We start from the raw sequence: 24,200 nt of genomic DNA, 5'->3' as shown, positions 1-24,200 counted from the left end.
TGATGGAATACAGCTTATTACTAAGTTGAAGAGCAATATGAAAGGGGCTTTGATGAGCGTCTCCGATAAGCTCTTGCTCAGAAAGAGGGCTATTATAGAAACCGTGAATGATGAGCTGAAGAATATTGCACAGATAGAGCATTCCAGACACAGATGCTTTGATAATTTCATCGTCAATCTGCTCGGTGCTATTGCTGCATATTGCTTGTTCCCAAAGAAGCCGTGCATCAATGTACAGAGGACACTGGATACACAACTTGCACTATTCTAAATTCGTCGAACTCACGTTAACTTAAGAATGTGAAGTATTGATGCTCAAAACAAGAAAGAAACTTCTTCATTCAAAAGGAAAGGTTTCTTTCTTTAAGATGAAGTGTTCACTGTTCTTGAGATTTTCATTAAAGTAAGGAAGCCAGCACAGTGCATCGGAGACATCGGGAAGAGTAAGCCTGGCGAATTATTTTCTTTATGCGTTACCTCACTGAAATATAGCCGATTGTTTGCTTCGATGGGTATATATATTGCCGACAACATGGCTTTATTCTCATCCGGAATAAGGAAAAGTTTTACGGGAGAATCATACTCTCAACCATCGTGGCTCGTGGAATTTTTGCTTTATGAAATGAAACAAGTTATAAAGCAAAATTCCACGAGCCACAATTATGTATACAAGCATTTGCTTGGCTGCAGATTATATGTCAAAGTCTTTTACAGTGAAAATGAATCAGGGCATTATCCTTCCATTCACTTACAAGCTGTTTTTGCTTATTTCCGTCTGTTGCAAAAGAATCTATAAAAACCGAGTGACACCTTCGGGTTCAATACTCTACTTTATAGTCTCTTTTCACTTTTTCCCCCTTCCAAGCTTTCAAAGCGCTCCATTCGACAGGAGCATCTGTCCAGAAAGGATGATTAGCGGGCAGTCCCAGTGGAAGGAAGCCCAACGTTGCCATGTAGAGACTCCCCGTAGAAGTATACACATCTGCTATTTCCGGTTGATGACCGTTGAAGCCCAATACCAGCCATCCGCCGGCATCGAAATTCTGATTCCCGTCATACATATTATAAATGACGCGTGTGAGACCGCAACGTACTTGAGCCGGCAGTATATGTGCGGGTAGCTTGTCCATTAAAGCCACCTGACACAATGATTGAAAAGCAGCCGTACGGTAAGTTATGGAACGTCCGAACGGAGGATAGCTTCCATCTGGAGCGATCAGGCGTTCTGAAAATTCTGCATGTCGAATCATTCTCTTCAATGCTTTATCATATTCATTGACATTCATCTTACCGGCATCGACTAGTACCTTGAGCATATCTACCAACATGGGGTGCATTACGTAATCATTGTAGTAGTCCATACTGAATTTTCCACCGTCGCTATACCATCCATCGCCCACATACCATTCGCGAAGCTTATAAACGGCCATATTGATTCTTGCCGGATCGTATTCTTCGCCGATTTTCATTAAAAACGCCTCGGTAATTCCAGCAAACAGCAACCAATTGTTGTAAGCTCCCGTACGGTTGCGAAGCGATTTGAATTCTTCTACAAAACGTTGCTTGGTCGTTTCGTTCAACGGTTCCCACAATGCTTTTGGAGCGCGCAAAAAGGCATGAACCACGTAAGCTGCATCTACAATGGGTTGTTGATGAACTCTGAAATTCAGATAATCGGGATTGAGGGGATCGACGGCGTTGACCAATCCTTTCACCGCCTTTTCTCTGATTCTTTTCCTCAATATTCCTTCTTCCGTATCGTCATCGGGCAATTCCAGCCAGGGAGCAATTCCAGCAAGAGTTCTGCCCACAGCTTCCAGATAGGTCACTTTTTTTGCATCCAGCCCATAATCGGGAGAAGTTTCTACTGGCATATTTTTGCTTAACGTTCCTTCAGCAAGATTATGAATGACAGGAAAAGCTATTTTGTATAAAGCGTCTACCCATATTTTCCGGTCGGTCGTTCCATCGGAAAACTCGCTCCGGCCTTTTTCCTTTCTTTTTTGTTGTGCCTGCATAGGCACAACAAAAAAGAGTATCAATAAAAGGAGAATGTTATATTTTATTCTTTTTTCCATGATCGAATATTTATCTGTGATATATGGCTTACCATCCCGGATTATTAGGTTTCAAAGAGCTGTTCTTCTCGATTTCTTCTGCCGGGATAGGCCATAAATAGTCGCGGCTGCTAACTTTACGCGTGTAACGAACCTTACCGGTGAAATCTTTCTCTTTTTTCTCATTGAGTGTCTCTAGCAAGCCCCAACGGCGCATATCGCTGAAACTTAATCCTTCGGCAGCAAGTTCTACAGCCCGTTCATGACGGATACGTGCAAATACTTGATTCTTTGTCCGGGCTTCCAGCCATGCAGGACCACTGTTGATGCCGGGCATATTCACACGTGCGCGAACTTCATTGATCAATCCGACAGCATCATCTTGTTTGCCTTCTTCGTTGTAACATTCTGCCAGCATCAACAGCACATCGGCATAACGAATCAAGGGGAAATTGATAGGCGTATGCGCGCGATTATTGATTGCTCCGCCCATGTTATATTCCGCTACGAATTTTCTCCACAGGTAAGTTTCGAAATTTTGGTTTACACGTATCATTCCATACTTTTCGTTAACACCTGACGCCACAACGTATTCGCAATCCATGGGAGCGTTGGCATACCACCCTTTGAAAGAAGAATAAGGCAATATGACGGATACTGCCATACGCGGGTCGCGTTCTTCATACATTTTCAGTAGTTTCTCCCTAGCTTCGGGATATGTTTTTACTTTCGTCTTGTCTTGACTCAATGTGGCACGGAAAGTCTTGTTCTTTATCTCATCGCTGGTAGTAAACCCCGGAATTACTTCTTCCCAATCGAAAGGGCGACCGTCTTTCCATTCGTACGAATCGACAAAACTGGTGGCTGCCATCACATTATTCCAATCGCTTCCGAAAGCGGCGCGGCTGCCCATGTAAAAAGTCAAGGGCATTCCTACATCTTTTCCTACTCCTCCCATATTCTGAATGGCAAAAACCATTTCCGAACTTTCATCGCCTCCGGGTTTAAACAAGCCCGCATAATCGGGATACAAGGCATGCTTCCCACTTTTGACAACATTCTCAAAACACACAGCCGCCTCTTTATATTGTTTATTGAACAGCAGAACTTTGCCTTTCAACGCCATGGCTGCTTCGGCAGTTGCCCGTCCTTTCTGCGAATCAGCCCACTCTTCCCCCGACAAGGCTTCAATCGCGTCATCCAAATCTTTCAGGATGAAAGTACGGACTTTGTCTGCAGGAGTTCTGGGCTCAAGCATGTTGCCGTAATCTTTCTCAACAATCACACTTTCATCGTAAACAGGCACCGCGCCGAAAAAGTCGAGTAAAGAGAAATAATACAAAGCGCGTAAAAATTTAGCCTCTCCTTTATAGCGTTCGATGAGTTTCTCGTCCATCTGACAACGATGCAAGTTCTGGAGAACAATATTGGCCCGAGCAATTCCTTCGTATAGGTATTTGAATTTATTGGCTCCGTACGAGTTCTTCACATCGTACGTGCCGCGCTGTATAGACTGATAAGACGCATTGTCGTATCCCATTGCTATTCCTCCTAGGCAGTCTATGCCGAAATGCATGCCGAATACGGCTTCGTATTGCATCGTACTGTAAACTCCCATCATAGCCTGATCGGCATGTTCTTTTGTTTGAAAGAAATTATTCGCATTGGGACGATCGAAAGGATATCTGTCCAGGTCATAGCAGCTGCTCATCAGCAGAAGCGCGACCATCATTATGGAAAATCTATGTATTTTATTCATAATATACTGGGTTAAAAGGTTACGTTAAGTCCGATCACCGCTTGTTTCATGGTCGGATAATTCATACTGCTGACTTCCGGATCGAAACCGTTGTATTTGGTGAACGTAAAGAAATTCTCCAAGCTTCCGTACAGGCGTACACGGTTTATATGTACTTGCTGCGTCCATGTTTTCGGAAGAGTATATCCTAATTGGATATTACGTATTTTTACGAAAGCTTTGTTCTCCAGATAAAAATTGCTTGTCTGCATGTTGACCCGGTTGTTGTACTCGAGCAGGCGAGGGTAGGTTGCATTTGTACGACCTTCATACCAGCGTCCGTCAGTAACCTTTTTGTTAAGTTGATAACCGATGCGGACACTCGGAGTATTGTAAGGAGTATACATCCAGAATTCTTTGATACCTGCCGAACCTTGCAGCAGCAAAGAGAAATCAATCCCTTTCCATGCTGCCGAAAGGTTGACGCCAAACAAATATTTCGGATTGGGACCGTCACTGACGATCTTCTTGTCATTATTATCAATAATGCCGTCATGATTGATATCCTTGTACAACAAGTCTCCTTTTTGCGGGGTACCGAATGCTGCAAACGGATTTTTCTTGTTGCCATTCTCGTCCAGCGGAGCATTGTCTATCATGGTTTGCACAAGTTGCATGTCTTCATCCGTCTGTAACAAACGATCTACTATCAGCAAGTATTGCGAGTTGATGGAATGTCCTTCCCAAATCAGATTCGCTCCGCTGATAGCTTGTCCGCCGACATCCTTTCCCTTAAATTTGTTTACCTTATTCTTTACATAAGTGAAGTTTGCGTTGACAGCATAAGAGAAATCTTTTATCTTATCTTGCCATCCGAGTGTGAACTCGACTCCTTGGTTTGTCACAGTGGCGCTATTCTCTTTCGGAATAGAGGCAATCCCGTGTACATCGGGTGCAGGCAAATTTATAAGGATGCCCGTGGTCCGTTTGTGGAAGTAGTCGATTGTTCCCGTCAGGCGATGATTTGCCAGTCCGAAGTCCAATCCGAAGTCTGCCACTTTAGTCGTTTCCCAAGTCAGCCGCGAATTGGCGATAGCAGCTTGCACAAGTCCCATAGCCAAGCTGTTGTTCAAAACATAGCTGACCAATCTACCATTTTTGTCTTTATTAGAGAAAAGAGAAAGCGCATCGTAGTTGCCAACCGAGTTGTTTCCCAACGATCCGTAGGAAACGCGTAGCTTCAAGTTGCTTAATCCTTTGTTGACCAGATTTTCCATGAATTGTTCCTGATCGATGCGCCATGCAGCCGAGAAAGAAGGGAAATATCCCCACCGTTTGTTCGAAAGAAAACGTGAAGACCCGTCGGCGCGCAAGTTCACCTCAAGCAGATATTTATTATCCCAATCCATATTAATGCGTCCGAAGTAAGAGCGCATAGCCCATTCTGTTTTAGATCCGCCTGCGCTAGCCTCCCCGGTTGCCGCATCGATTACGTCAAGTCCCGTATCGATCATGTCGAACTTGCGGGCATTGAAGCCTTTCGATCTAAAAAGTTCCTGACTTCCACCCAACATCGCGTTTAATCCCAACTTTTTCTCGAGCAGTCTGGTTTCATAACGCATCACAAGATCATTGAAATACCGCTCCACTTTTCCGTTGGAGTTGTAGATACTGGTTTTCCCTCGGTTGGAGGAAGTAATCGTTTCCGTTTGAAAATTCCACTTATCGATGAAAACAGGTTTGGTCTCTACCTGTTCGTCCACAAACTCATACGAATAAGTTCCTGTGATAGAGAATCCTGTAAACGGAGTAAGCACTCCTGTAAAATGAGAGCGGAAATTATTTTTCCGAATATTGCCGGCAATACTGTTCAGGCGTGCTAGCGGATTGTTGCTGGCGGACTGTGCCGCATCTTCCGACGAGTTCATTCCGCCATATCTGCCGTCGGGAGCGCGAAATACCATTCCGGGAGTAGTGGCGGCCGCATAAGTGAATATGTCGTCTACTACCGTTCCCGAATCTTTATATTTGGCTGCCGGCTCCATATCCGAGACATATCCGCTTACTTGTACACCCAATTTGAACCAAGGCTTCACATTGGCATCTATACTCAGGCGGGCATTATGCTTTTTAAATCCGGAGTTTTCCATCACACCCGGATCATTATTATAGCCGTATGAAGAATAAAAACGTAATTTCTCACTGCCTCCGCTCATGGAGATCACATGATTCGTAGCTGTCGATGAGCGGAAAGTCTCTTTTATCCAGTCCGTATTCGGATAAAGCAGCGGATTTTTCCCGGCATCTTCTCTCCATAGTTTGATAGTTGCTTCAGAGAATGGCTTTTTCAGCTTGGAGTTTCCATACCCTTCATTGACTAATTCCATGTATTCGGCATAGTCGGATACGGGAGTCAGTGTATTGCGAATAGATTCAAAAGACACATAACCGTTGTATTCTATTTTGAAGTCTCCCGCTTTCCCTTGTTTGGTTGTAATAAGAATTACTCCATTAGCTGCACGCGACCCGTAAATGGCAGCAGAGGCCGCGTCTTTCAAAACAGACATAGACTCTATATCCTGCGGGTTTACCGTGTTGATCCCGGCTTCCACACCATCTATAATAATCAATGGCGCCGAACTGTTTAGTGTACCTTGTCCGCGCACTTTAATGGTGGCGTTATCATTACCCGGCTGGTTGTTGGCAGAAGAAACCTGCACGCCGGCCGCCATACCCGCGAGCGCCTGTGAAATATTCGTGATGGGGCGGCTTTCGGCCAGTTCGCCTACATTAATAGAAGATACAGACCCCGTCAGATTTACTTTCTTTTGTGTGCCGTATCCTACCACTACCACCTCATCCAAAGCTTTGGCATCTTCAACAAGAGTCACGTTGATCACTTTTTTTCCCGCAACGGATACCTGCACATCTTTGTATCCTACAAATTTTATAATCAGAGTTGCATTGGGCGAAACTTTCAACGAATACTTTCCGTCAAGGTCGGTAATAGTTCCGTTCGAAGTTCCCTTTTCGAGAACATTGGCACCGATAATCGGTCCCGATTTATCTTCCACAATTCCCGCCACAGTAACTTTTTCCTGTTGCTGGACATTTTCGACCGATGGGAGTGGAGAGTAAGGAATTGCGTTTGCCTTTCCGGAGAATGCAAGGAAAACAGGGACAGCCCACAATAATTTCCTTGGCAGAACGAAGAATAATGACTTCTTTCTCATAATTATATTAGATTTTAATGAATAATAATAAGGTTATAGAAAGATTTAATAAGCAATAATTTGTGTCTTACAAAGTTAAAGCAAACAAGCACCGAGTATGTCTAATATTGTTCATTTTACTTCTAAATTTGTTCAGAAAGCTGCTTTTTGACAAGAAATGATATTTATAAATGGAGGAGTCAAAATTCTAACATTAACGAGAGCAAACAATTGCGTAAAGGCATTGGGTAATATTGTGTCGACTCATAATATGTATCAAGTAAATTATCTATACGAAGTTGGGGAGTTAATGTGAACCGTTTTCCAATCTCAAACTGATAACCCGCAAGAAGGTTGTGAACTGAATAAGAAGCTGTGGAATAAGATTGATCGGTTGTTATATAACGTTTCCCTATATAACTTGTTTGGCACGACAAAAAGCCTTTTTTATAATTCAGTTCCAGACGCATATTCCATTTGTATTTGGGGACATAAGGTATTTGTTTCATGTAAGAATGGTCGTCTTCATGTTGTTTCTTGCGTGTGCGTGATTGCGTCCAACTGAAGTTTCCAGATAAAACTGTTTCCCAATCACCTTTTTTAAACTCCGCTTTTCCGTAAAACTCTATTCCGGCAGAAAGAACATCTCGTTTGTTTTGCGGCGTCCATATCCACTGGTTTCCGTCTTTCGGGAGCCATACAATCCAATTATCTATGTGCATCAGATAACCTGAAAATTCCCCACTTAGAATTAAAAGTTCATTTAATTTTTTCTTATAAGACACTGAAGCGTCATAAGAGTAGCCTTCTTCCGGCTTCACATTCGGATTTCCCCCCGGACGCCAATATAAGTCATTCATACTTGGAAACCGATAGTTGTATGCCACGTTACCTTTTATTTGCAATTCTTTTTGCCAAAGGTTGACTAGAAAACCGGCCGACCAGGTAGATATTCCTTTACGGTCATTCTGCTCGAACATGTACTGACCATTGACTAATAACCACTGAATAGGATTCCAGCGTGTAGATGTTTGCCATGACAGAATGTTTCGGTGGTGAGTGAAAGGAGCATCCGCCACAGGAATGTCATAATGTACGTCATCGATTATATATTTAGATGAATCGATATCTATATAACTTTTGATTTTAATAAGATCATGTGAGTAGGTCAGTGTAGTATTCAATATCAGTCGATTGCTTGGAGCACACGAGTAATCTACTATTCCTTGCCAAGTATGTGAAGAGTTAATATTGCCTTTCGGATCGAAGAAACGATTATCGTACCATTGTTCGTATTTTTGTCGGTAATAAAGCCATGAGCTTTTGAGACGTAGCTCATGGATGCCGCGGCGATAATCCATTCCCGCATAAGTTCTCAGATTAGTTTCTTTTTGTTGTTCGTGCGAAGTGTTGACGACACCCAGTGGAGGAGGAAGCATCCGTTTCCCTTGCTGCAACCATCCTATCGTTGTCAGATTCATATAAGGCGACAGACGAAAATAATCTTCCCGTGTCATTCCCCATTGCGTATAATCGGCGTCTTGCCGTTTCTCCCGAAAAGGATTATTTGTCAATATCTTATTCAAATAGGTATAGCTATTATCCGAATGCTGATAATATATGCGTGTTTTTTCAGCTTTTCGTTTTTTGCCGATATTCAATTGTCCACCCGCAGTGTATGTATTATACGAACCATACTCTGCAAAAATTTTTCCTTTCGGTCCGCTATCCCAATCCGGGTTGGAGAATAGATTTACACTGCCTGTTATGGCACCTGTGCCATTCTTTGTATGACTGCTTCCGAAGTATAAATCGATATTATCGATGAAGAATACGGGAATTTGTGAGAAGTCGAACGTACCCGACATGGGCGGGGTGATATTAATGCCATTCCAGTTGACGCGGGTTTGTGACGCACTTCCTCCACGGAAAGATGCGGTGCCCAATGCCCCTGTTCCCGTACTTTTGATATATACGGGTGTGTGGTCGGTTAATATTTCTGCCAGCGAACGGGTTTTGTTGGCTTGTAATGTTTTTGAATTGATAGACATGATTTTAGCTCCTGCATTCGTCTCATCCATATGACGGATACGCTGCGCCACGATTTCGACAGTATCAATTTGGCCGTACATGGCGATGGAATCAACAGTTTGGGCTGCCGGATTGTCCAAGCAGCCCAAGCAGCCCAATATGCTAATTAAAAGCTTTTTGCAAGTGGATATTCTCACACCGATTGTTTATTTTGTTTTAGGAAAATACACTTGAGCCGGATAAATACCTACCCGATAGCTGATAATCATTTCGTCTTTCTTGAATTTACGGAGATAACCCCGTTGGGATGAATAGTCGAGACAATCACAAATGAATACGTCTCCTTCGGAGTTTACTCCGAAGCCATACATCATACTTATTCCGGGAACGTCTCTGTACAGCTCAAATTTACCCGTTTCTACATTCATTCGGTATACACTTTGCTGTGTAGACACTCCCGACCAAGAGGATTTTATCGTACAGGTTTGTACATTAAAATAAATCCACGTTAATGTAGGGTCGATATCCGTGCGGTTATAACTCACTCCTGCCCACACATCACCGGGCTTTATGTCTTCTTCGGATACAAATGGAAGCTTATGACTTGCAACGCTTTTTTCTTGTATGGGGTCTACACATTTCAATACTATGCCATCCTTTTCATTCATCAATACCCATAGTTTTTTGTTTTTATCCACAAGCATTTTGCAGGTACTGGTTTCCTCCGAACTTTTTATATTCGGTATTTGGCGGACGGATTGCGCGTTGATTCTATCGAGATCAAAAACGTATAATCCTTGCTTGCTTAACCCAAACAATTTGTTATTCAGCACTGCCATATACTGTATTGCCGATGGAATAGAAATATATTCCAAGGGTTTATCGTATGGGGCTACGGTTTTTATACGTACCAATTGATTTTTTATGTCAGATACGATGGCTTCATTATCTGAGATGGCGACAATTTGCTGTGGATTTCCCTCTTTCGGGTATAGTATGGTACCTAACGAACGGAAGGACTCGGGGGCAATTATTTCTATTTTCTTTGAATTGCTGAGTGTTACAAAGTATTTTCCATTGATTTCTTCGATAGATTGTGCCACATCTCCCAATGGGCGATTGTTTACTTGCCGAAAAATATCAGGATTTACCATCCCATTCCGATAAACGACCGAGATACTTCCCAAATTCTTGCTCCAGCTTCCTTGATTCAGAACAAGAGCTTCAATACTACTTTCTTCTCCGGAATTAATCGGAGAGTCGGAGTCGTCATCACTACATGCGGTAAACGACAGAATGAGCATGGCCGATAGCAGTGCCCATAATTTTTTGTTCAATAATAACATTACTATACTTTTTATTAAATTAAAAAAACAAAAAAGAGTAGCTCATATTTATATTCAATAAATATTGTTTGCTCTGTTTCTTTCCCTTAAAAACATTGAACAATGTATGTTATATTCCGGCAGGTCTTCTGACTTACTCCCGTATTCAGAGCGCCTTCCCATCTCAAAAGAATGGAGATAGTGGCTTAAAGTAGATGCTCTATACGTTGTGATGGAGCTTACAGCAGCGGGTCTGTCCAGGATTTACACCTGGTTCCCTTTTCATTTCTCAACTAGAACAAGTTGAAAAACACCTGAATAATGAAGCAAAAATAGAGAAATATTTTGGTATTTCTATTAATTATTGATTTTTTTGTGTCTAAACCATTTCTCTTTTAATAGAGTCGGGATTAAAAAACACTATGCCTGGTATAATTTTCGATTGAATTAATTTAAGAATAAAGTATAACTCGCAAGGTCCAATATCTTTTGAACATTGCTTACATCATTAACATGCTTTCTATGTGGTTAGTTTGTAAGATTTTTATCAAAACACTTTCAATAAAATATTCCCCTTTTAGTCTTAAAGATTTTGAAATATTCATTTTTACATTCCCTTGTTAGCTATCTTTTTATTCCGATTTTTATGAATTTACTGTTGCTATGATATTGATAAATTTTATTTATTGGATGTTTCTTTGAGTTTGTTTTTTTTGTTTTTATTAATTCTTTAGTTTCATCAACAAATTTATTGTGATTAAAATATCGTTTTTCTATATTTGTGCCCGTGCACGAAAATAATTGCGGAAATATCTCTTTAATTCATTGCCTATTTCCTCTCTAATCAAATTATTATTTATTACTTTTGCGGAAAAATTTATGAAACCATTATTTTATAATAACACATGGCAAATGTAATAAAGTTACGCAAAGGCCTTGACATAAACCTGAAAGGGAAAGCTGCCGAAGTGTATACAACTGTAAAAGAACCGGGATTTTACGCTCTTGTACCCGATGATTTTACAGGGGTAACGCCGAAAGTGGTGGTGAAAGAACAGGAGTATGTAATGGCCGGTGGACCCTTGTTTATTGACAAGTATCATCCTGAATTGAAATTTGTATCGCCCGTTAGCGGTGTAGTGACAAGTGTGGAGCGCGGTGCCCGCCGTAAAGTTTTGAATATTGTGGTGGAAGCTGCTGCCGAACAGGATTATCAGGAGTTCGGTAAGAAAAGAGTCGAAACGATGGATGCTGAAGCTGTGAAAAACGCATTGTTGGAAGCCGGTCTTTTCGCCTTTATCAAGCAACGGCCGTATGACGTTATAGCCGATCCTACAGTATCTCCGAAAGCAATCTTTATTTCAGCTTTTGATACTAATCCGTTGGCTCCCGATTTTGAAATCGCTTTGCGAGGCGAAGAAGAGAACTTCCAGACAGGACTTGATGCTCTTGCCAAATTGGCTAAAACGTATTTAAGTATCAGCGTTAAGCAAAAGGCTACAGCTTTGACGGATGCAAAAAACGTAACCGTTACTTCATTCGAAGGGCCTAATCCTGCAGGAAATGTAGGAGTTCAGATTAATCACATCGCTCCGATTTCTAAGGGGGAAACAGTATGGACAATAGATCCGCAAGCGGTTATATTTATTGGACGTGTGTTTAATACCGGTCGTGTAGATTTTACCCGTACTGTAGCTGTCACCGGTTCCGAAGTGTTAAAACCTTCTTATTGTAAACTTCAAGTAGGAGCTTTACTTACGAATGTGTTTACAGGTAACGTGACGAAAAATAAAGGATTACGATATATCAGCGGAAATGTGTTGACGGGAAAACAAGTTTCTCCAAATGGATTTCTTGGTGCTTTCCACAGTCAGCTTACAGTTATTCCTGAAGGTGATGATACGCATGAAATGTTAGGATGGATCATGCCTCGTTGCAATCAGTTCAGTGCTAACCATTCTTATTTCAGTTGGCTGACTGGTAAGAAAGAATATACGCTTGACGCTCGGATTAAAGGAGGTGAACGTCACATGATTATGTCCGGTGAGTACGATAAAGTCTTCCCGATGGACATTCTCCCCGAATTCCTTATTAAAGCAATAATTGCAGGAGATATTGATCGTATGGAAGCATTGGGTATTTACGAAGTTGCACCCGAAGACTTTGCTGTTTGCGAATTTGTTTGTTCATCAAAAATGGAATTGCAGCGTATTGTTCGTGCCGGGTTGGATATGTTCAGAGCAGAAATGACATAAGAGGCATAAATAGCTATGCAGCAAAATATTAATGATTAATTGTAGAAAAAATAATAAATATATTATTAATGAAAGCGTTAAGAAAATATCTCGATAAGATAAAGCCGAACTTTGAAGAGGGAGGCAAGTTCCACGCGTTTCAGTCGGTATTCGATGGCTTCGAAACATTTTTGTTCGTGCCTAACAAGACTGCGAAAACGGGAACGCATATCCATGACGCGATTGACAGCAAACGTATCATGTCGATTGTAGTCATTTCGTTAATACCGGCTTTGTTGTTCGGTATGTACAATATCGGTTACCAGCATTTTACGCACACCGGAACTACCGGAAGCTTCTTTGAATTGTTTGGTTACGGTTTTTTAGCAGTATTACCTAAAATTATTGTTTCTTATGTTGTAGGACTCGGCATTGAGTTTATGGTAGCTCAGTGGAAAAAAGAAGAAATACAAGAAGGTTTTCTCGTTTCCGGTATTCTTATTCCCATGATTGTTCCAATAGACTGTCCCTTGTGGATGCTCGCCGTAGCGACAGCGTTCTCTGTAATCTTTGCTAAAGAGGTATTTGGTGGTACGGGTATGAATATTTTCAATGTAGCTTTAATTACTCGTGCTTTCTTGTTTTTTGCTTATCCTACTAAAATGTCCGGTGATCTTGTTTGGGTATCGAGTGAACGTATTTTAGGCTTGGGACAAAACGTGGACGGACTTACAGTAGCTACTCCTTTAGGACAAGCAGCAACAACAGGCACTGTTCCGGCATTTGATGTGGATATGATAACGGGATTTATCCCCGGTTCTATAGGCGAAACAAGTGTAATTGCTATTCTGCTTGGTGCTGTAATTCTTTTATGGACCGGTATCGCAAGCTGGAAAACAATGTTTTCTGTTTTTGCAGGTGGAGCATTCATGGCTTTAGTCTTTAATCTGATCGGCCCGAATACGGCAATGGCTCAAATGCCTTGGTATCAACATCTGGTTTTGGGTGGATTTTGTTTCGGTGCCGTATTTATGGCTACCGACCCGGTTACTTCTGCCCGTACCGAGCAAGGCAAGTTTATTTTCGGATTACTCATCGGTATGATGGCAATTGTCATCCGTGTCTTGAATCCGGGTTATCCCGAAGGCATGATGCTTGCTATTTTGTTGATGAACATCTTCGCTCCTTTAATCGATTATTGTGTGATGCAGAACAATATCAGCCGTCGTGAGAAACGCGCACTTAAGTCTAACCAATAAAATACCGAATAAAAATGAATACTAATAGCAATAAGTATACAATCATTTATGCTTCGGTAATGGTAATTATCGTTGCATTTCTTCTGGCTTTTGTCAGCTCTGCATTGAAAGACAGACAAGACAAAAATGTTCAGTTGGATACGAAGAAACAAATTCTTGCAGCTTTGAACATCAAGGATGTGAAAGATGCAGACGCAGAGTATGATAAATATGTACAGGCAGATATGTTAATGGCTGAAGACGGCTCATTGACCGAAAACACTGGCGCATTCGCTTCCAATTATGAAAAAGAAGCAAAGGAAAAAGGGCGTTTGCACTTATTTGTATGCCATATCGACGGTCAGACAAAATATGTATTTCCGGTTTATGGTGCCGGTCTTTGGGGAGCCATTTGGGGATATGTTGCCTTGAATGAAGATAAAAGCACAGTTTACGGCACTTACTTTTCGCATGCAAGTGAGACTCCGGGATTGGGCGCTGAAATTGCTACGGATTGGTTCCAGAAACAGTTTGAAGGAAAGAAAGCGTTGGAAAATGGTGAAATAGCTTTGGGTGTAGAGAAGAATGGAAAAGTAGAAAAACCCGAGTTTCAAGTGGATGGTATTTCGGGTGGAACCATTACATCGAAAGGTGTGGATGCCATGTTGAAAGATTGCTTGAAAAGTTACATCAAATTTTTAACTAAACAATAAGGAGGAAGCAGAATATGAGACAACTATTTTCAAAGAAAAACAAAGAAGTATTCTCTACTCCGCTGGGAATGAACAATCCCGTGACCGTGCAGGTATTGGGTATTTGTTCTGCATTGGCTGTTACAGCTAAATTGGAACCGGCTATTGTAATGGGACTTTCGGTAACAGTGATTACGGCTTTTGCAAATGTAGTTATTTCTTTGTTGCGTAAAACCATTCCTAATCGTATTCGAATTATCGTACAGCTGGTAGTGGTAGCAGCTTTAGTAACTATTGTAAGTGAAATATTGAAAGCTTTTGCATATGATGTGAGCGTACAGCTCTCGGTATATGTGGGTTTGATTATCACCAACTGCATCCTGATGGGGCGTCTTGAAGCATTTGCTATGCAAAATGCTCCTTGGGAATCTTTTCTCGATGGAGTGGGCAACGGATTGGGATATGCCAAAATTCTGGTGATTGTAGGTTTTTTCCGCGAATTGTTTGGTTCGGGAACGTTGCTTGGATTCAATATATTGAATTATGAACCGATTCGGAATGTCGGATATGTAAACAACGGTTTGATGTTGATGCCACCAATGGCATTGGTCATTTGCGCTTGTGTCATCTGGTATCAGCGCGCCCGTCATAAAGAATTGCAAGAAAAGTGATAACTTATAACCCATAACTTAAAATTCATAACTTATTATGGAACATTTATTCAGTTTATTCGTCCGCTCTATTTTTGTGGACAATATGATATTCGCTTACTTCTTAGGTATGTGTTCATATCTGGCTGTATCGAAAAATGTAAAGACTGCCGTGGGTTTAGGTATTGCCGTAACCTTTGTATTGGTAGTCACTCTTCCTGTCAACTATTTCTTGCAAACGAAAGTATTGGCAGCTAATGCTATCGTTGAAGGAGTAGACCTTAGTTTTCTTGGTTTTATTCTTTTCATTGCGGTTATTGCCGGTATGGTGCAATTGGTAGAAATGATCGTGGAACGTTTCAGTCCATCTTTATACGCGTCGCTCGGTATCTTTTTGCCTTTGATTGCGGTAAACTGTGCCATTATGGGAGCTTCGCTGTTTATGCAGCAACGTATTACTTTAGGTGAAAGTGATCCGAAATTCATAGGAGGTGTTGCCGATGCAATTTCCTATGCGCTGGGTTCGGGCATCGGCTGGTTCCTGGCAATCGTAGGATTGGCCGCTATTCGTGAAAAAATGGCTTATTCGGATGTGCCTGCTCCATTGAGAGGATTAGGCATTACGTTTATTACTGTAGGTTTGATGGCCATCGCGTTTATGTGTTTCTCTGGTTTGAACATCTAATAAAGTAAAGTATACAACAATGGATATGAATTTAATATTGGCGAGCGTTGGAGTATTCCTTGTGGTTATTCTGCTGCTTGTTGTCATCCTGTTGGTAGCCAAGAACTTTTTGGTACCTTCCGGAAACGTGAAACTGACAATTAATGGTGAAGAGGCATTAGATGTAGCTTCCGGATCCACTTTGTTAAATACACTGTCTGTCAATGGCATCTTCCTTTCTTCTGCCTGTGGCGGAAAAGGTTCTTGCGGACAATGCAAGTGTCAGGTTATAGAAGGCGGTGGTGAAATTTTACCTTCTGAGACTCCTCATTTCAGCCGTAAGCAACAACAAGATCATTGGCGATTGGGTTGTCAGGTAAAAGTGAAAGGAGACATGGCTATTAAAGTGCCTGAAAGTGTATTGGGCGTGAAAGAGTGGGAGTGTGAGGTTATTTCGAATAAGAATGTGGCAACATTTATTAAAGAATTTATCGTTGCTTTGCCTCCGGGCGAACACATGGATTTCTTGCCGGGATCGTATGCACAGATCAAGATTCCTAAATATACGATGGATTATAATAAGGATATTGATAAGAGCCTTATTGGCGATGAATATTTGCCTGCATGGGAGAAATTCGGTCTGTTCGGTTTAAAATGTACCAATACGGAAGAAACCGTACGCGCTTACTCTATGGCCAATTATCCCGCTGAGGGAGATCGTATCATGCTGACGGTACGTATTGCTACACCTCCGTTCAAACCGAAAGAACAAGGTCCCGGATTCATGGATGTAATGCCGGGTATTGCTTCATCCTATATCTTCACGCTGAAACCGGGTGATAAAGTAACGATGAGCGGTCCTTACGGAGACTTCCATCCCATTTTCGACTCAGATCGTGAGATGATGTGGATTGGCGGCGGCGCAGGGATGGCGCCTCTACGTGCACAGATTATGCATTTGACGAAAACGCTTCACACCACCAACCGTAAGATGTCTTATTTTTATGGCGCGCGCGCATTGAACGAAGTATTCTATCTCGAAGATTTCCTTCAATTGGAAAAAGATTTTCCGAATTTCTCGTTCCATTTGGCACTCGACCGTCCGGATCCTGCCGCGGATGCCGCAGGGGTGAAGTATACACCGGGATTTGTTCATCAGGTGATTCTTGAGACTTATCTGAAAGATCACGAAGCTCCCGAAGACATTGAATACTATATGTGCGGTCCCGGTCCGATGTCGAAAGCTGTTGAGAATATGCTCGACAATCTTGGCGTACCGAGACAGAATTTGATGTTCGATGATTTCGGCGGGTAAGAAAATTCTTTGCTAGATACAAGATGGAAAAGGGGGCAAGTTCCCCTTTTTTCGTATCTTTGCCCCATGTTACAGAAAAACGAACTTATACAGTCGGCGCTTCGGAACCTGAGAATCGAGTCGCTGACTCCGATGCAGGATGCGGCGCTCGAACAGGGAACAGGGAGAAAAGACCTTATTCTTTTGTCACCGACCGGTTCAGGCAAGACATTGGCCTTCCTTTTACCTTTGCTTCTCTCTTTGAAAAAAGACGATGACCGGGTTCAGGCGTTGATTCTGGTTCCTTCCCGAGAATTGGCTTTGCAAATAGAGAATGTGTTCAAGGAGATGGGAACCCCATGGAAAATATGTTGTTGTTACGGAGGGCATCCCATTGCAGAAGAAAAAAAAAGTATAGCAGGCAATCGTCCGGCTTTGATTGTCGGTACTCCCGGAAGAATGACCGACCATCTTTCCAAGAAGAATTTTGATGTTTCCGGCATTCACACATTGGTTATCGATGAATTTGACAAATCGCTGGAATTGGGTTTTCATGATGAAATGGCGGAAATTATTACCCAACTCCCGGGATTAAGAAAACGTATGCTGCTTTCTGCTACAGATGCTGAAGAAATTCCTCAATTTACCGGGTTGAATCAAACTGTAAAATTGAATTTCCTTCCACAACTGTCTACGGAACAAACCTCCCGGCTTACGCTGATGAAAGTGATTTCCCCCTCCAAAGATAAGATCGATACGCTTTACCGTCTGCTTTGTACGTTAGGGAATGCTTCCACTATTGTATTTTGCAATCACCGCGAATCAGTAGATCGGGTATACTCTTTATTGAAAGAGAGAAAACTCTTTTCCGAACGATTCCATGGGGGGATGGAACAACCCGACCGGGAACGGGCTTTATATAAATTTCGGAACGGAAGTTGCTATGTGCTGATTTCTACCGACCTTGCCGCCCGCGGATTGGATATTACAGAAGTCAAGCATGTGGTTCATTATCATTTGCCTGTAAACGAAGAAGCTTTTACCCATCGAAACGGACGTACGGCACGATGGGATGCTTTGGGAACATCGTATGTGCTCCTTCATGCAGAAGAACAGTTGCCTTTGTATATTCCGGAAAGTATCAATCCATTTGTATTACCCGATAATCCACCTTTACCGTCAAAATCGATTTGGAGTACTATATATATAGGTAAAGGGAAAAAGGACAAAATGAGCAAAATGGATATTGCCGGGTTCTTGTATAAGAAAGGAGGCTTGAATCGTGATGATGTCGGTTCTATCGATGTGAAAGAACATTATTCTTTTGTGGCTGTTCGCAAAACAAAAGTCAATCAATTGCTTACTTTGATTCGTGGTGAGAAAATCAAGGGAATGAAAACCATTATAGAGGAAGCCAAATGATACCTTGTTCTCTTCCATTTATTTATTTGTTATGGAAAATAAAAAATGTATCATATCCGGTGAGATTTCGCTCCATTTCAATGCTTTTTCTGCTTTTCTTTTCTCGGCTTCCTTCTTTTCATCGCTACGATGAAAAGAGCCTTGTTTGCAATCTTTGTCTTACATCTTGTCATGTATACATGTCAATATCGTGTATATATCCTGCATAAAACTATAAAAAAGAAAGTTTGTCCGTTTTTTTATCATGATTTTATAAAGAAAGTTTTGTTAACCGAGAATAAAATTTGTATATTCGCCATGTCGGAAGACATAAGCTAACAGAATTGTTAAACTCAAAAAAACAAACTTCAAATGAAAAAGCATAATTTTAATGCAGGCCCTTCCATCCTTCCCCGTGAGGTTATAGAGAATACAGCAAAAGCTGTTCTGGATTTTAATGATTCCGGTCTCTCTTTGATGGAAATCAGCCATCGTGCTAAAGACTTTCAACCTGTGGTTGACGAAGCTGTGGCATTATTCAAAGAATTGCTCCAAATTCCTGAGGGATATTCGGTGTTATTTTTAGGAGGGGGCGCCAGCCTGGAGTTTTGCATGGTTCCTTTCAATTTCCTGGAAAAGAAAGCTGCTTACCTGAATACCGGTACATGGTCGAAAAAAGCTATCAAAGAAGCTAAGGCGTTTGGTGAAGTGATTGAAGTAGCTTCTTCTGCAGATGCTAATTTTTCATTTATCCCTAAAGACTATACGATTCCGGCAGATGCCGATTATTTCCATATAACGACGAACAATACTATTTTCGGAACAGAGTTAAAGAAAGATATCGATTCTCCTGTGCCGGTGATAGCGGATATGTCTTCCGATATTTTTTCTCGTCCCATTGATGTTTCTAAATATGTATGTATTTACGGTGGCGCGCAGAAGAATTTGGCTCCTGCCGGCGTGACTTTTGTAATCGTGAAGAATGAGGCGTTAGGGAAAGTATCGCGTTATATTCCCACCATGCTGAATTATCAGACTCATATTGATAACGGTTCGATGTTCAATACCCCTCCGGTATTGCCGATCTATGCCGCATTGCAAACCCTTCGTTGGATTAAGGCGCAAGGTGGTGTGAAAGAGATGGAGCGCCGTGCTATTGAAAAGGCCGATATGCTGTATGCGGAAATTGATCGTAACAAGTTATTTGTAGGTACGGCTGCGAAAGAAGACCGTTCGCGTATGAATATTTGCTTTGTCATGAAACCTGAATTTAAAGAGCTCGAGGCCGACTTCCTGAAGTTTGCTACCGAAAGAGGTATGGTTGGTATCAAAGGTCATCGTTCTGTAGGCGGTTTCCGTGCATCGTGCTATAATGCCATGCCGAAAGAAAGCGTACAGGCATTGATCGATTGTATGCGCGAATTTGAGAAACTTCATTAATATTATTTTTTCACCACAGATTACCCGGACTGCAGCAGGGTCATGCTATGATGATAATTGTGTATGCTCTGTGTAATCTGTGGTGGTTCTTATTTATAAACAGAGGGAATTATGAAAGTACTTGTCGCCACTGAAAAACCGTTTGCTAAAATTGCAGTAGACGGTATTCGCAAAGAAATAGAAGCTGCCGGATATGAGCTCGCTTTGCTTGAAAAATATACAGAAAAAGGGCAACTGTTGGATGCCGTGAAAGATGCTTATGCTATTATTATCCGTAGCGATATTATAGATGCCGAGGTGTTTAATGCTGCCAAAGAATTGAAAATTGTGGTGCGTGCCGGTGCCGGATATGATAATGTCGATCTCGTTGCTGCTACCGCCCATGGAGTATGTGTAATGAATACGCCGGGACAGAATTCGAATGCCGTGGCTGAATTGGCATTGGGCTTGATGGTATATGCCGTCCGTAATTTCTATAACGGAACATCAGGTACGGAGCTTTTAGGCAAGAAGCTGGGAATCCATGCTTACGGAAATGTCGGTCGCAATGTAGCACGCATTGCCAAAGGTTTTGGAATGGAAATCTATGCGTACGATGCTTTCTGTCCGAAAGAGGTGATTGAGAAAGACGGCGTAAAAGCGTTGGATTCAGCCGAAGAATTGTATAAAACCTGTCAGTTTGTATCTCTTCATATTCCGGCAACCGCCAATACTAAAAATTCGATCGATTATTCTCTGCTGAAGAATATGCCGAAAGGCGCTATGTTGGTAAACACTGCCCGTAAAGAAGTAATCAATGAAGCCGAATTGATGAAAATAATGGAAGAGCGTACCGACTTTAAATATATTACCGATATAATGCCTGCTGCCCATGAGGAGATGAACCGGAAGTTCGCAGGACGTTATTTCTCCAATCCGAAGAAGATGGGAGCACAAACTGCCGAAGCAAATATCAATGCCGGTATTGCTGCGGCTAAGCAGATTGTAGGTTTCTTGAAAGACGGATGTGAGAAATTCAGAGTAAACAAGTAAAACTATAATATTTACCATGGCAAAAATCAAACCTTTCAAGGGGATTCGCCCCCCGAAAGACTTAGTAGAGCAAGTAGCTTCCCGTCCTTACGATGTTCTTAATTCGGAAGAAGCAAGGGCAGAAGCTGCCGGAAATGAAAAGTCGTTATATCATATTATAAAACCGGAAATTGATTTTCCGGTCGGTACGGACGAGCATGACGAACGTGTGTATGCCAAAGCTGCCGACAACTTCAAGATGTTTCAGGAAAAAGGCTGGTTGGTGCAGGATGCGAAAGAGAATTATTACATCTATGCCCAGACAATGAACGGAAAGACACAATACGGACTGGTGGTAGGTGCATACGTGCCCGATTACATGAACGGTGTGATTAAGAAACACGAACTTACCCGTCGCGATAAGGAAGAAGACCGTATGAAACATGTGCGTGTGAATAATGCCAATATCGAGCCGGTGTTCTTCGCCTATCCCGATAATGCAAAGTTGGATGCCGTGATTAAAAAGTATACCGCTCAGAAGCCTGAATACGATTTTATCGCTCCGGGTGATGGCTTCGGCCATACATTTTGGGTAATAGACAGGGCGGAAGATATTGCTTTGATCACTGATGAATTTGCCCGAATGCCTGCCTTATATATTGCCGACGGACATCATCGTTCTGCCGCTGCCGCATTAGTCGGAGCCGAAAAAGCAAAACAAAATCCGGACCATCGCGGTGATGAAGAGTATAATTACTTCATGGCTGTGTGTTTCCCTGCGAATCAGTTGACCATTATCGATTACAACCGGGTGGTGAAAGATTTGAACGGACTGACGGCAGACCAATTCCTGACTGCTTTGCAAAAGAATTTTGTAGTGGAAGAGAAAGGAACTGAGATTTATCATCCGTCAGCCCTGCACAATTTCTCTCTTTATCTGGATGGAAAGTGGTATAGTCTGACGGCTAAATCCGGAACTTATGATGATCACGATCCTATCGGTGTGCTCGATGTCACTATTTCTTCCAATTTGATTCTGGACGAAATACTCGGAATCAAGGATCTTCGTTCAGACAAACGTATCGATTTTGTCGGAGGTATCCGTGGATTGGGAGAACTTAAAAAGCGTGTGGATAGCGGAGAAATGAAAGTTGCTTTGGCGCTCTACCCGGTTTCGATGAAACAATTGATGGATATTGCAGACACCGGTAATATCATGCCTCCCAAAACTACGTGGTTTGAGCCGAAACTTCGTTCGGGATTAGTAATTCATCGATTGGATTAATTAAATATATTGCTGAAGATTCCATTAGTAATGAGTATTTTTAGAAGCCGGTTATATCTTTCAACCTTTTTTAAAAAAATTGTGTGGAGATATAGTCGGCTTTTATGTGTGTTTTTTGTTTTATATTTTGTGAATACACGGGAAGTAGCTGAGACATAAAGACGTTTGATATATAATTGTAATAGCAATATGTATAGCTTTAAAAATGATTATTCGGAGGGAGCGCATCCCCGCATCCTCAATAAAATTGTCGAGACGAATTTAATTCAGCAACCGGGATATGGAGAAGACGAATATTCGGCGCAGGCAAAAGAAGTATTGAGAAAAAAAATAAGTAATACGGAAGCGGTGATTTATTTTCTTTCGGGAGGAACTCAAACCAATCTGATTGTTATCGCTTCGTTGCTGCGTCCGCACGAAGCTGTTATCAGTGCGAAAACCGGACATATTTATGCGAATGAGACAGGATCCATAGAAGCGACCGGGCATCGGGTAATCACGATTGAAACGGCAGACGGCAGGTTGACTCCGGTTGCCATTGCTGAAGTTTTAAAAGAATACTCGCTTAGGCCGCATGTGGTAAAGCCTAAAATGGTTTATATCTCTAATTCTACAGAAATCGGAACGGTGTATCGAAAATCGGAATTAAGGGAGCTTTTCGAATTTTGTCAATCTCAAGATTTATATTTATTTTTAGACGGAGCAAGACTCGGAAATGCTCTCACTGCGCAAGACAATGACTTAACATTGCCCGATGTTTCAGCTTATACCGATATCTTTTATATCGGAGGAACGAAGAACGGCGCTTTGCTGGGCGAAGCCGTTGTGTTCAATAAGGCTTTTTGGGCAGAAGATTTTGATTATATTCTAAAACAAAGAGGCGCATTATTGGCTAAAGGGCGGCTGTTGGGAATACAGTTTCTTGAACTTTTTAAAGATGATTTGTACTTTCAATTAGCCAAACATGCAAATTCAATGGCTATGAAAGTGGCGGATGCGATAAAAACAGAGGGCTATTCTTTTCTTACTCGACCTGTTTCAAACCAAATCTTTCCTATTCTTCCTCAAGAACTTATAGATCGGTTGAGTCGAAAGTATGATTTTTATATATGGCAGCCTGTTGATGCCAAGCAGTCGGCCATTCGTTTAATTACTTCATGGGCTACGGATGAAGAACAAGTGGACCGATTTATTGACGACTTGAAACAACGATGAGATAATCATTCTTCCATCCAATCAATTTCCTGTTTTTTTGCGTGCAATTCTCGAAAACAGTATCTTTGCGTTATGATTGCCGAAGATACTTATAAAACCATTGCCGGGTTGTCAGAGGGTATTTACACCGAGAAACGCAGTAAGTTTATTGCCATTGCCCTTCCTGTGCGGAATCTTGAGGAAGTGAAACAGCATCTGGATACGTATCAAAAGAAATATTACGATGCCCGCCACGTTTGTTATGCCTATATGTTGGGAGCAGAGCGGAAAAACTATCGGGCAAATGACAACGGCGAGCCTTCGGGTACGGCCGGCAAGCCGATTCTCGGGCAAATTAATTCCAATGAATTGACCGATATTCTGATCATCGTTGTCCGTTATTTCGGAGGAATCAAGCTGGGTACAAGCGGATTGATTGTTGCCTATAAGGCGGCTGCGGCCGAAGCGATAGCCTCTGCCACGATTATAGAAAAGACAATCGACGAGGAAGTAACGGTATGGTTCGAATATCCTTTTATGAACGACATTATGCGTATCGTTAAGGAGGAAGAACCGGAAATTTTGAATCAGTCGTATGACATGGACTGTTGCATGACCCTGCGTATCCGCCGTTCGATGATGCCTAAATTGCGTGCCCGGCTGGAGACAGTGGAAACTGCCCGTATCCCGGCTTCGTAACTTTTTAAATGATAATTAAAAACTCACAATTCACA

Annotated in this window: 18 protein-coding genes and 1 riboswitch; of the genes, 13 read left to right on the top strand and 5 right to left on the bottom strand. The window is 41.9% G+C overall.

Annotated elements, in window-relative coordinates; all coding sequences use genetic code 11:
* The coding region (locus tag C234_RS0103580) for a transposase (protein WP_154656391.1) at window positions 1-271 on the top strand (271 nt) is incomplete at its 5' end.
* Window positions 272-818: 547 nt separating this feature from the next.
* Here the strand turns inward: C234_RS0103580 and C234_RS0103570 are convergent.
* From C234_RS0103570 to C234_RS0103550, 5 genes are all read right to left on the bottom strand, one after another.
* The gene (locus tag C234_RS0103570; RefSeq protein WP_027324651.1) at window positions 819-2,078 is read right to left on the bottom strand and encodes a DUF2264 domain-containing protein; all 1,260 of its coding nucleotides are present in this window, start codon (window positions 2,076-2,078) and stop codon (window positions 819-821) included.
* A 28-nt stretch (window positions 2,079-2,106) separates the two neighbouring features.
* Entirely contained in the window at window positions 2,107-3,816 is a 1,710-nt protein-coding gene (locus C234_RS0103565; RefSeq protein WP_027324650.1) for a RagB/SusD family nutrient uptake outer membrane protein, read from the bottom strand.
* Window positions 3,817-3,827: 11 nt separating this feature from the next.
* A complete protein-coding gene (locus C234_RS0103560; protein ID WP_027324649.1) occupies window positions 3,828-7,028 on the bottom strand; it encodes a SusC/RagA family TonB-linked outer membrane protein in 3,201 nt (1,066 codons plus the stop codon).
* Between the two features lie 179 nt (window positions 7,029-7,207).
* Complete coding sequence (locus C234_RS0103555; RefSeq protein WP_248596476.1) at window positions 7,208-9,235, bottom strand: TonB-dependent receptor; 2,028 nt, start codon at window positions 9,233-9,235, stop codon at window positions 7,208-7,210.
* 9 nt (window positions 9,236-9,244) lie between these two features.
* Window positions 9,245-10,384 carry a DUF5074 domain-containing protein gene (locus C234_RS0103550; RefSeq protein WP_244947364.1) on the bottom strand — a complete coding sequence of 380 codons (1,140 nt, stop codon included), beginning with the start codon at window positions 10,382-10,384 and terminating at the stop codon, window positions 9,245-9,247.
* Between the two features lie 101 nt (window positions 10,385-10,485).
* A riboswitch (cobalamin riboswitch) is annotated at window positions 10,486-10,696 on the bottom strand.
* 572 nt (window positions 10,697-11,268) lie between these two features.
* On the opposite strand from C234_RS0103550, the gene C234_RS0103545 reads away from it, so the two are divergent.
* The 12 genes from C234_RS0103545 (at window position 11,269) to C234_RS0103480 (ending at window position 24,165) form a co-directional block, all read left to right on the top strand.
* The gene (locus C234_RS0103545; protein ID WP_027324646.1) at window positions 11,269-12,618 is read left to right on the top strand and encodes a Na(+)-translocating NADH-quinone reductase subunit A; all 1,350 of its coding nucleotides are present in this window, start codon (window positions 11,269-11,271) and stop codon (window positions 12,616-12,618) included.
* Between the two features lie 68 nt (window positions 12,619-12,686).
* On the top strand, window positions 12,687-13,856 hold the full coding sequence (locus tag C234_RS0103540; protein WP_027324645.1) for an NADH:ubiquinone reductase (Na(+)-transporting) subunit B: 1,170 nt from the start codon (window positions 12,687-12,689) through the stop codon (window positions 13,854-13,856).
* Between the two features lie 14 nt (window positions 13,857-13,870).
* Window positions 13,871-14,548, top strand: coding sequence for a Na(+)-translocating NADH-quinone reductase subunit C (locus C234_RS0103535; protein WP_027324644.1), 678 nt, complete (start codon window positions 13,871-13,873; stop codon window positions 14,546-14,548).
* Between the two features lie 14 nt (window positions 14,549-14,562).
* Window positions 14,563-15,198, top strand: a complete 636-nt coding sequence (locus C234_RS0103530) for an NADH:ubiquinone reductase (Na(+)-transporting) subunit D (RefSeq protein ID WP_027324643.1) — start codon at window positions 14,563-14,565, stop codon at window positions 15,196-15,198.
* Window positions 15,199-15,235: 37 nt separating this feature from the next.
* Window positions 15,236-15,862 carry an NADH:ubiquinone reductase (Na(+)-transporting) subunit E gene (nqrE, locus tag C234_RS0103525; protein ID WP_027324642.1) on the top strand — a complete coding sequence of 209 codons (627 nt, stop codon included), beginning with the start codon at window positions 15,236-15,238 and terminating at the stop codon, window positions 15,860-15,862.
* A gap of 19 nt (window positions 15,863-15,881) precedes the next feature.
* Window positions 15,882-17,156 carry an NADH:ubiquinone reductase (Na(+)-transporting) subunit F gene (gene nqrF / locus C234_RS0103520; protein ID WP_027324641.1) on the top strand — a complete coding sequence of 425 codons (1,275 nt, stop codon included), beginning with the start codon at window positions 15,882-15,884 and terminating at the stop codon, window positions 17,154-17,156.
* Between the two features lie 66 nt (window positions 17,157-17,222).
* On the top strand, window positions 17,223-18,557 hold the full coding sequence (locus tag C234_RS0103515; protein WP_027324640.1) for a DEAD/DEAH box helicase: 1,335 nt from the start codon (window positions 17,223-17,225) through the stop codon (window positions 18,555-18,557).
* A 351-nt stretch (window positions 18,558-18,908) separates the two neighbouring features.
* Window positions 18,909-19,976 (top strand): 3-phosphoserine/phosphohydroxythreonine transaminase, encoded by a 1,068-nt coding sequence (gene serC, locus C234_RS0103500; protein ID WP_027324639.1) that lies wholly within the window; start codon window positions 18,909-18,911, stop codon window positions 19,974-19,976.
* A gap of 111 nt (window positions 19,977-20,087) precedes the next feature.
* Window positions 20,088-21,008 (top strand): NAD(P)-dependent oxidoreductase, encoded by a 921-nt coding sequence (locus C234_RS0103495; protein ID WP_027324638.1) that lies wholly within the window; start codon window positions 20,088-20,090, stop codon window positions 21,006-21,008.
* Window positions 21,009-21,024: 16 nt separating this feature from the next.
* Window positions 21,025-22,272, top strand: coding sequence for a DUF1015 domain-containing protein (locus tag C234_RS0103490; RefSeq protein WP_027324637.1), 1,248 nt, complete (start codon window positions 21,025-21,027; stop codon window positions 22,270-22,272).
* A 189-nt stretch (window positions 22,273-22,461) separates the two neighbouring features.
* Complete coding sequence (locus tag C234_RS0103485) at window positions 22,462-23,487, top strand: threonine aldolase family protein (RefSeq protein WP_027324636.1); 1,026 nt, start codon at window positions 22,462-22,464, stop codon at window positions 23,485-23,487.
* A gap of 72 nt (window positions 23,488-23,559) precedes the next feature.
* Complete coding sequence (locus C234_RS0103480) at window positions 23,560-24,165, top strand: IMPACT family protein (protein ID WP_027324635.1); 606 nt, start codon at window positions 23,560-23,562, stop codon at window positions 24,163-24,165.
* The last annotated feature ends 35 nt before the right edge of the window (window positions 24,166-24,200 follow it).

The sequence above is a fragment of the Bacteroides pyogenes DSM 20611 = JCM 6294 genome (assembly GCF_000428105.1).
Lineage (GTDB): Bacteria > Bacteroidota > Bacteroidia > Bacteroidales > Bacteroidaceae > Bacteroides > Bacteroides pyogenes.
The sequence above is the reverse complement of the archived record's forward strand: the minus strand, read 5'-3'. Positions and strand labels throughout refer to the sequence as shown.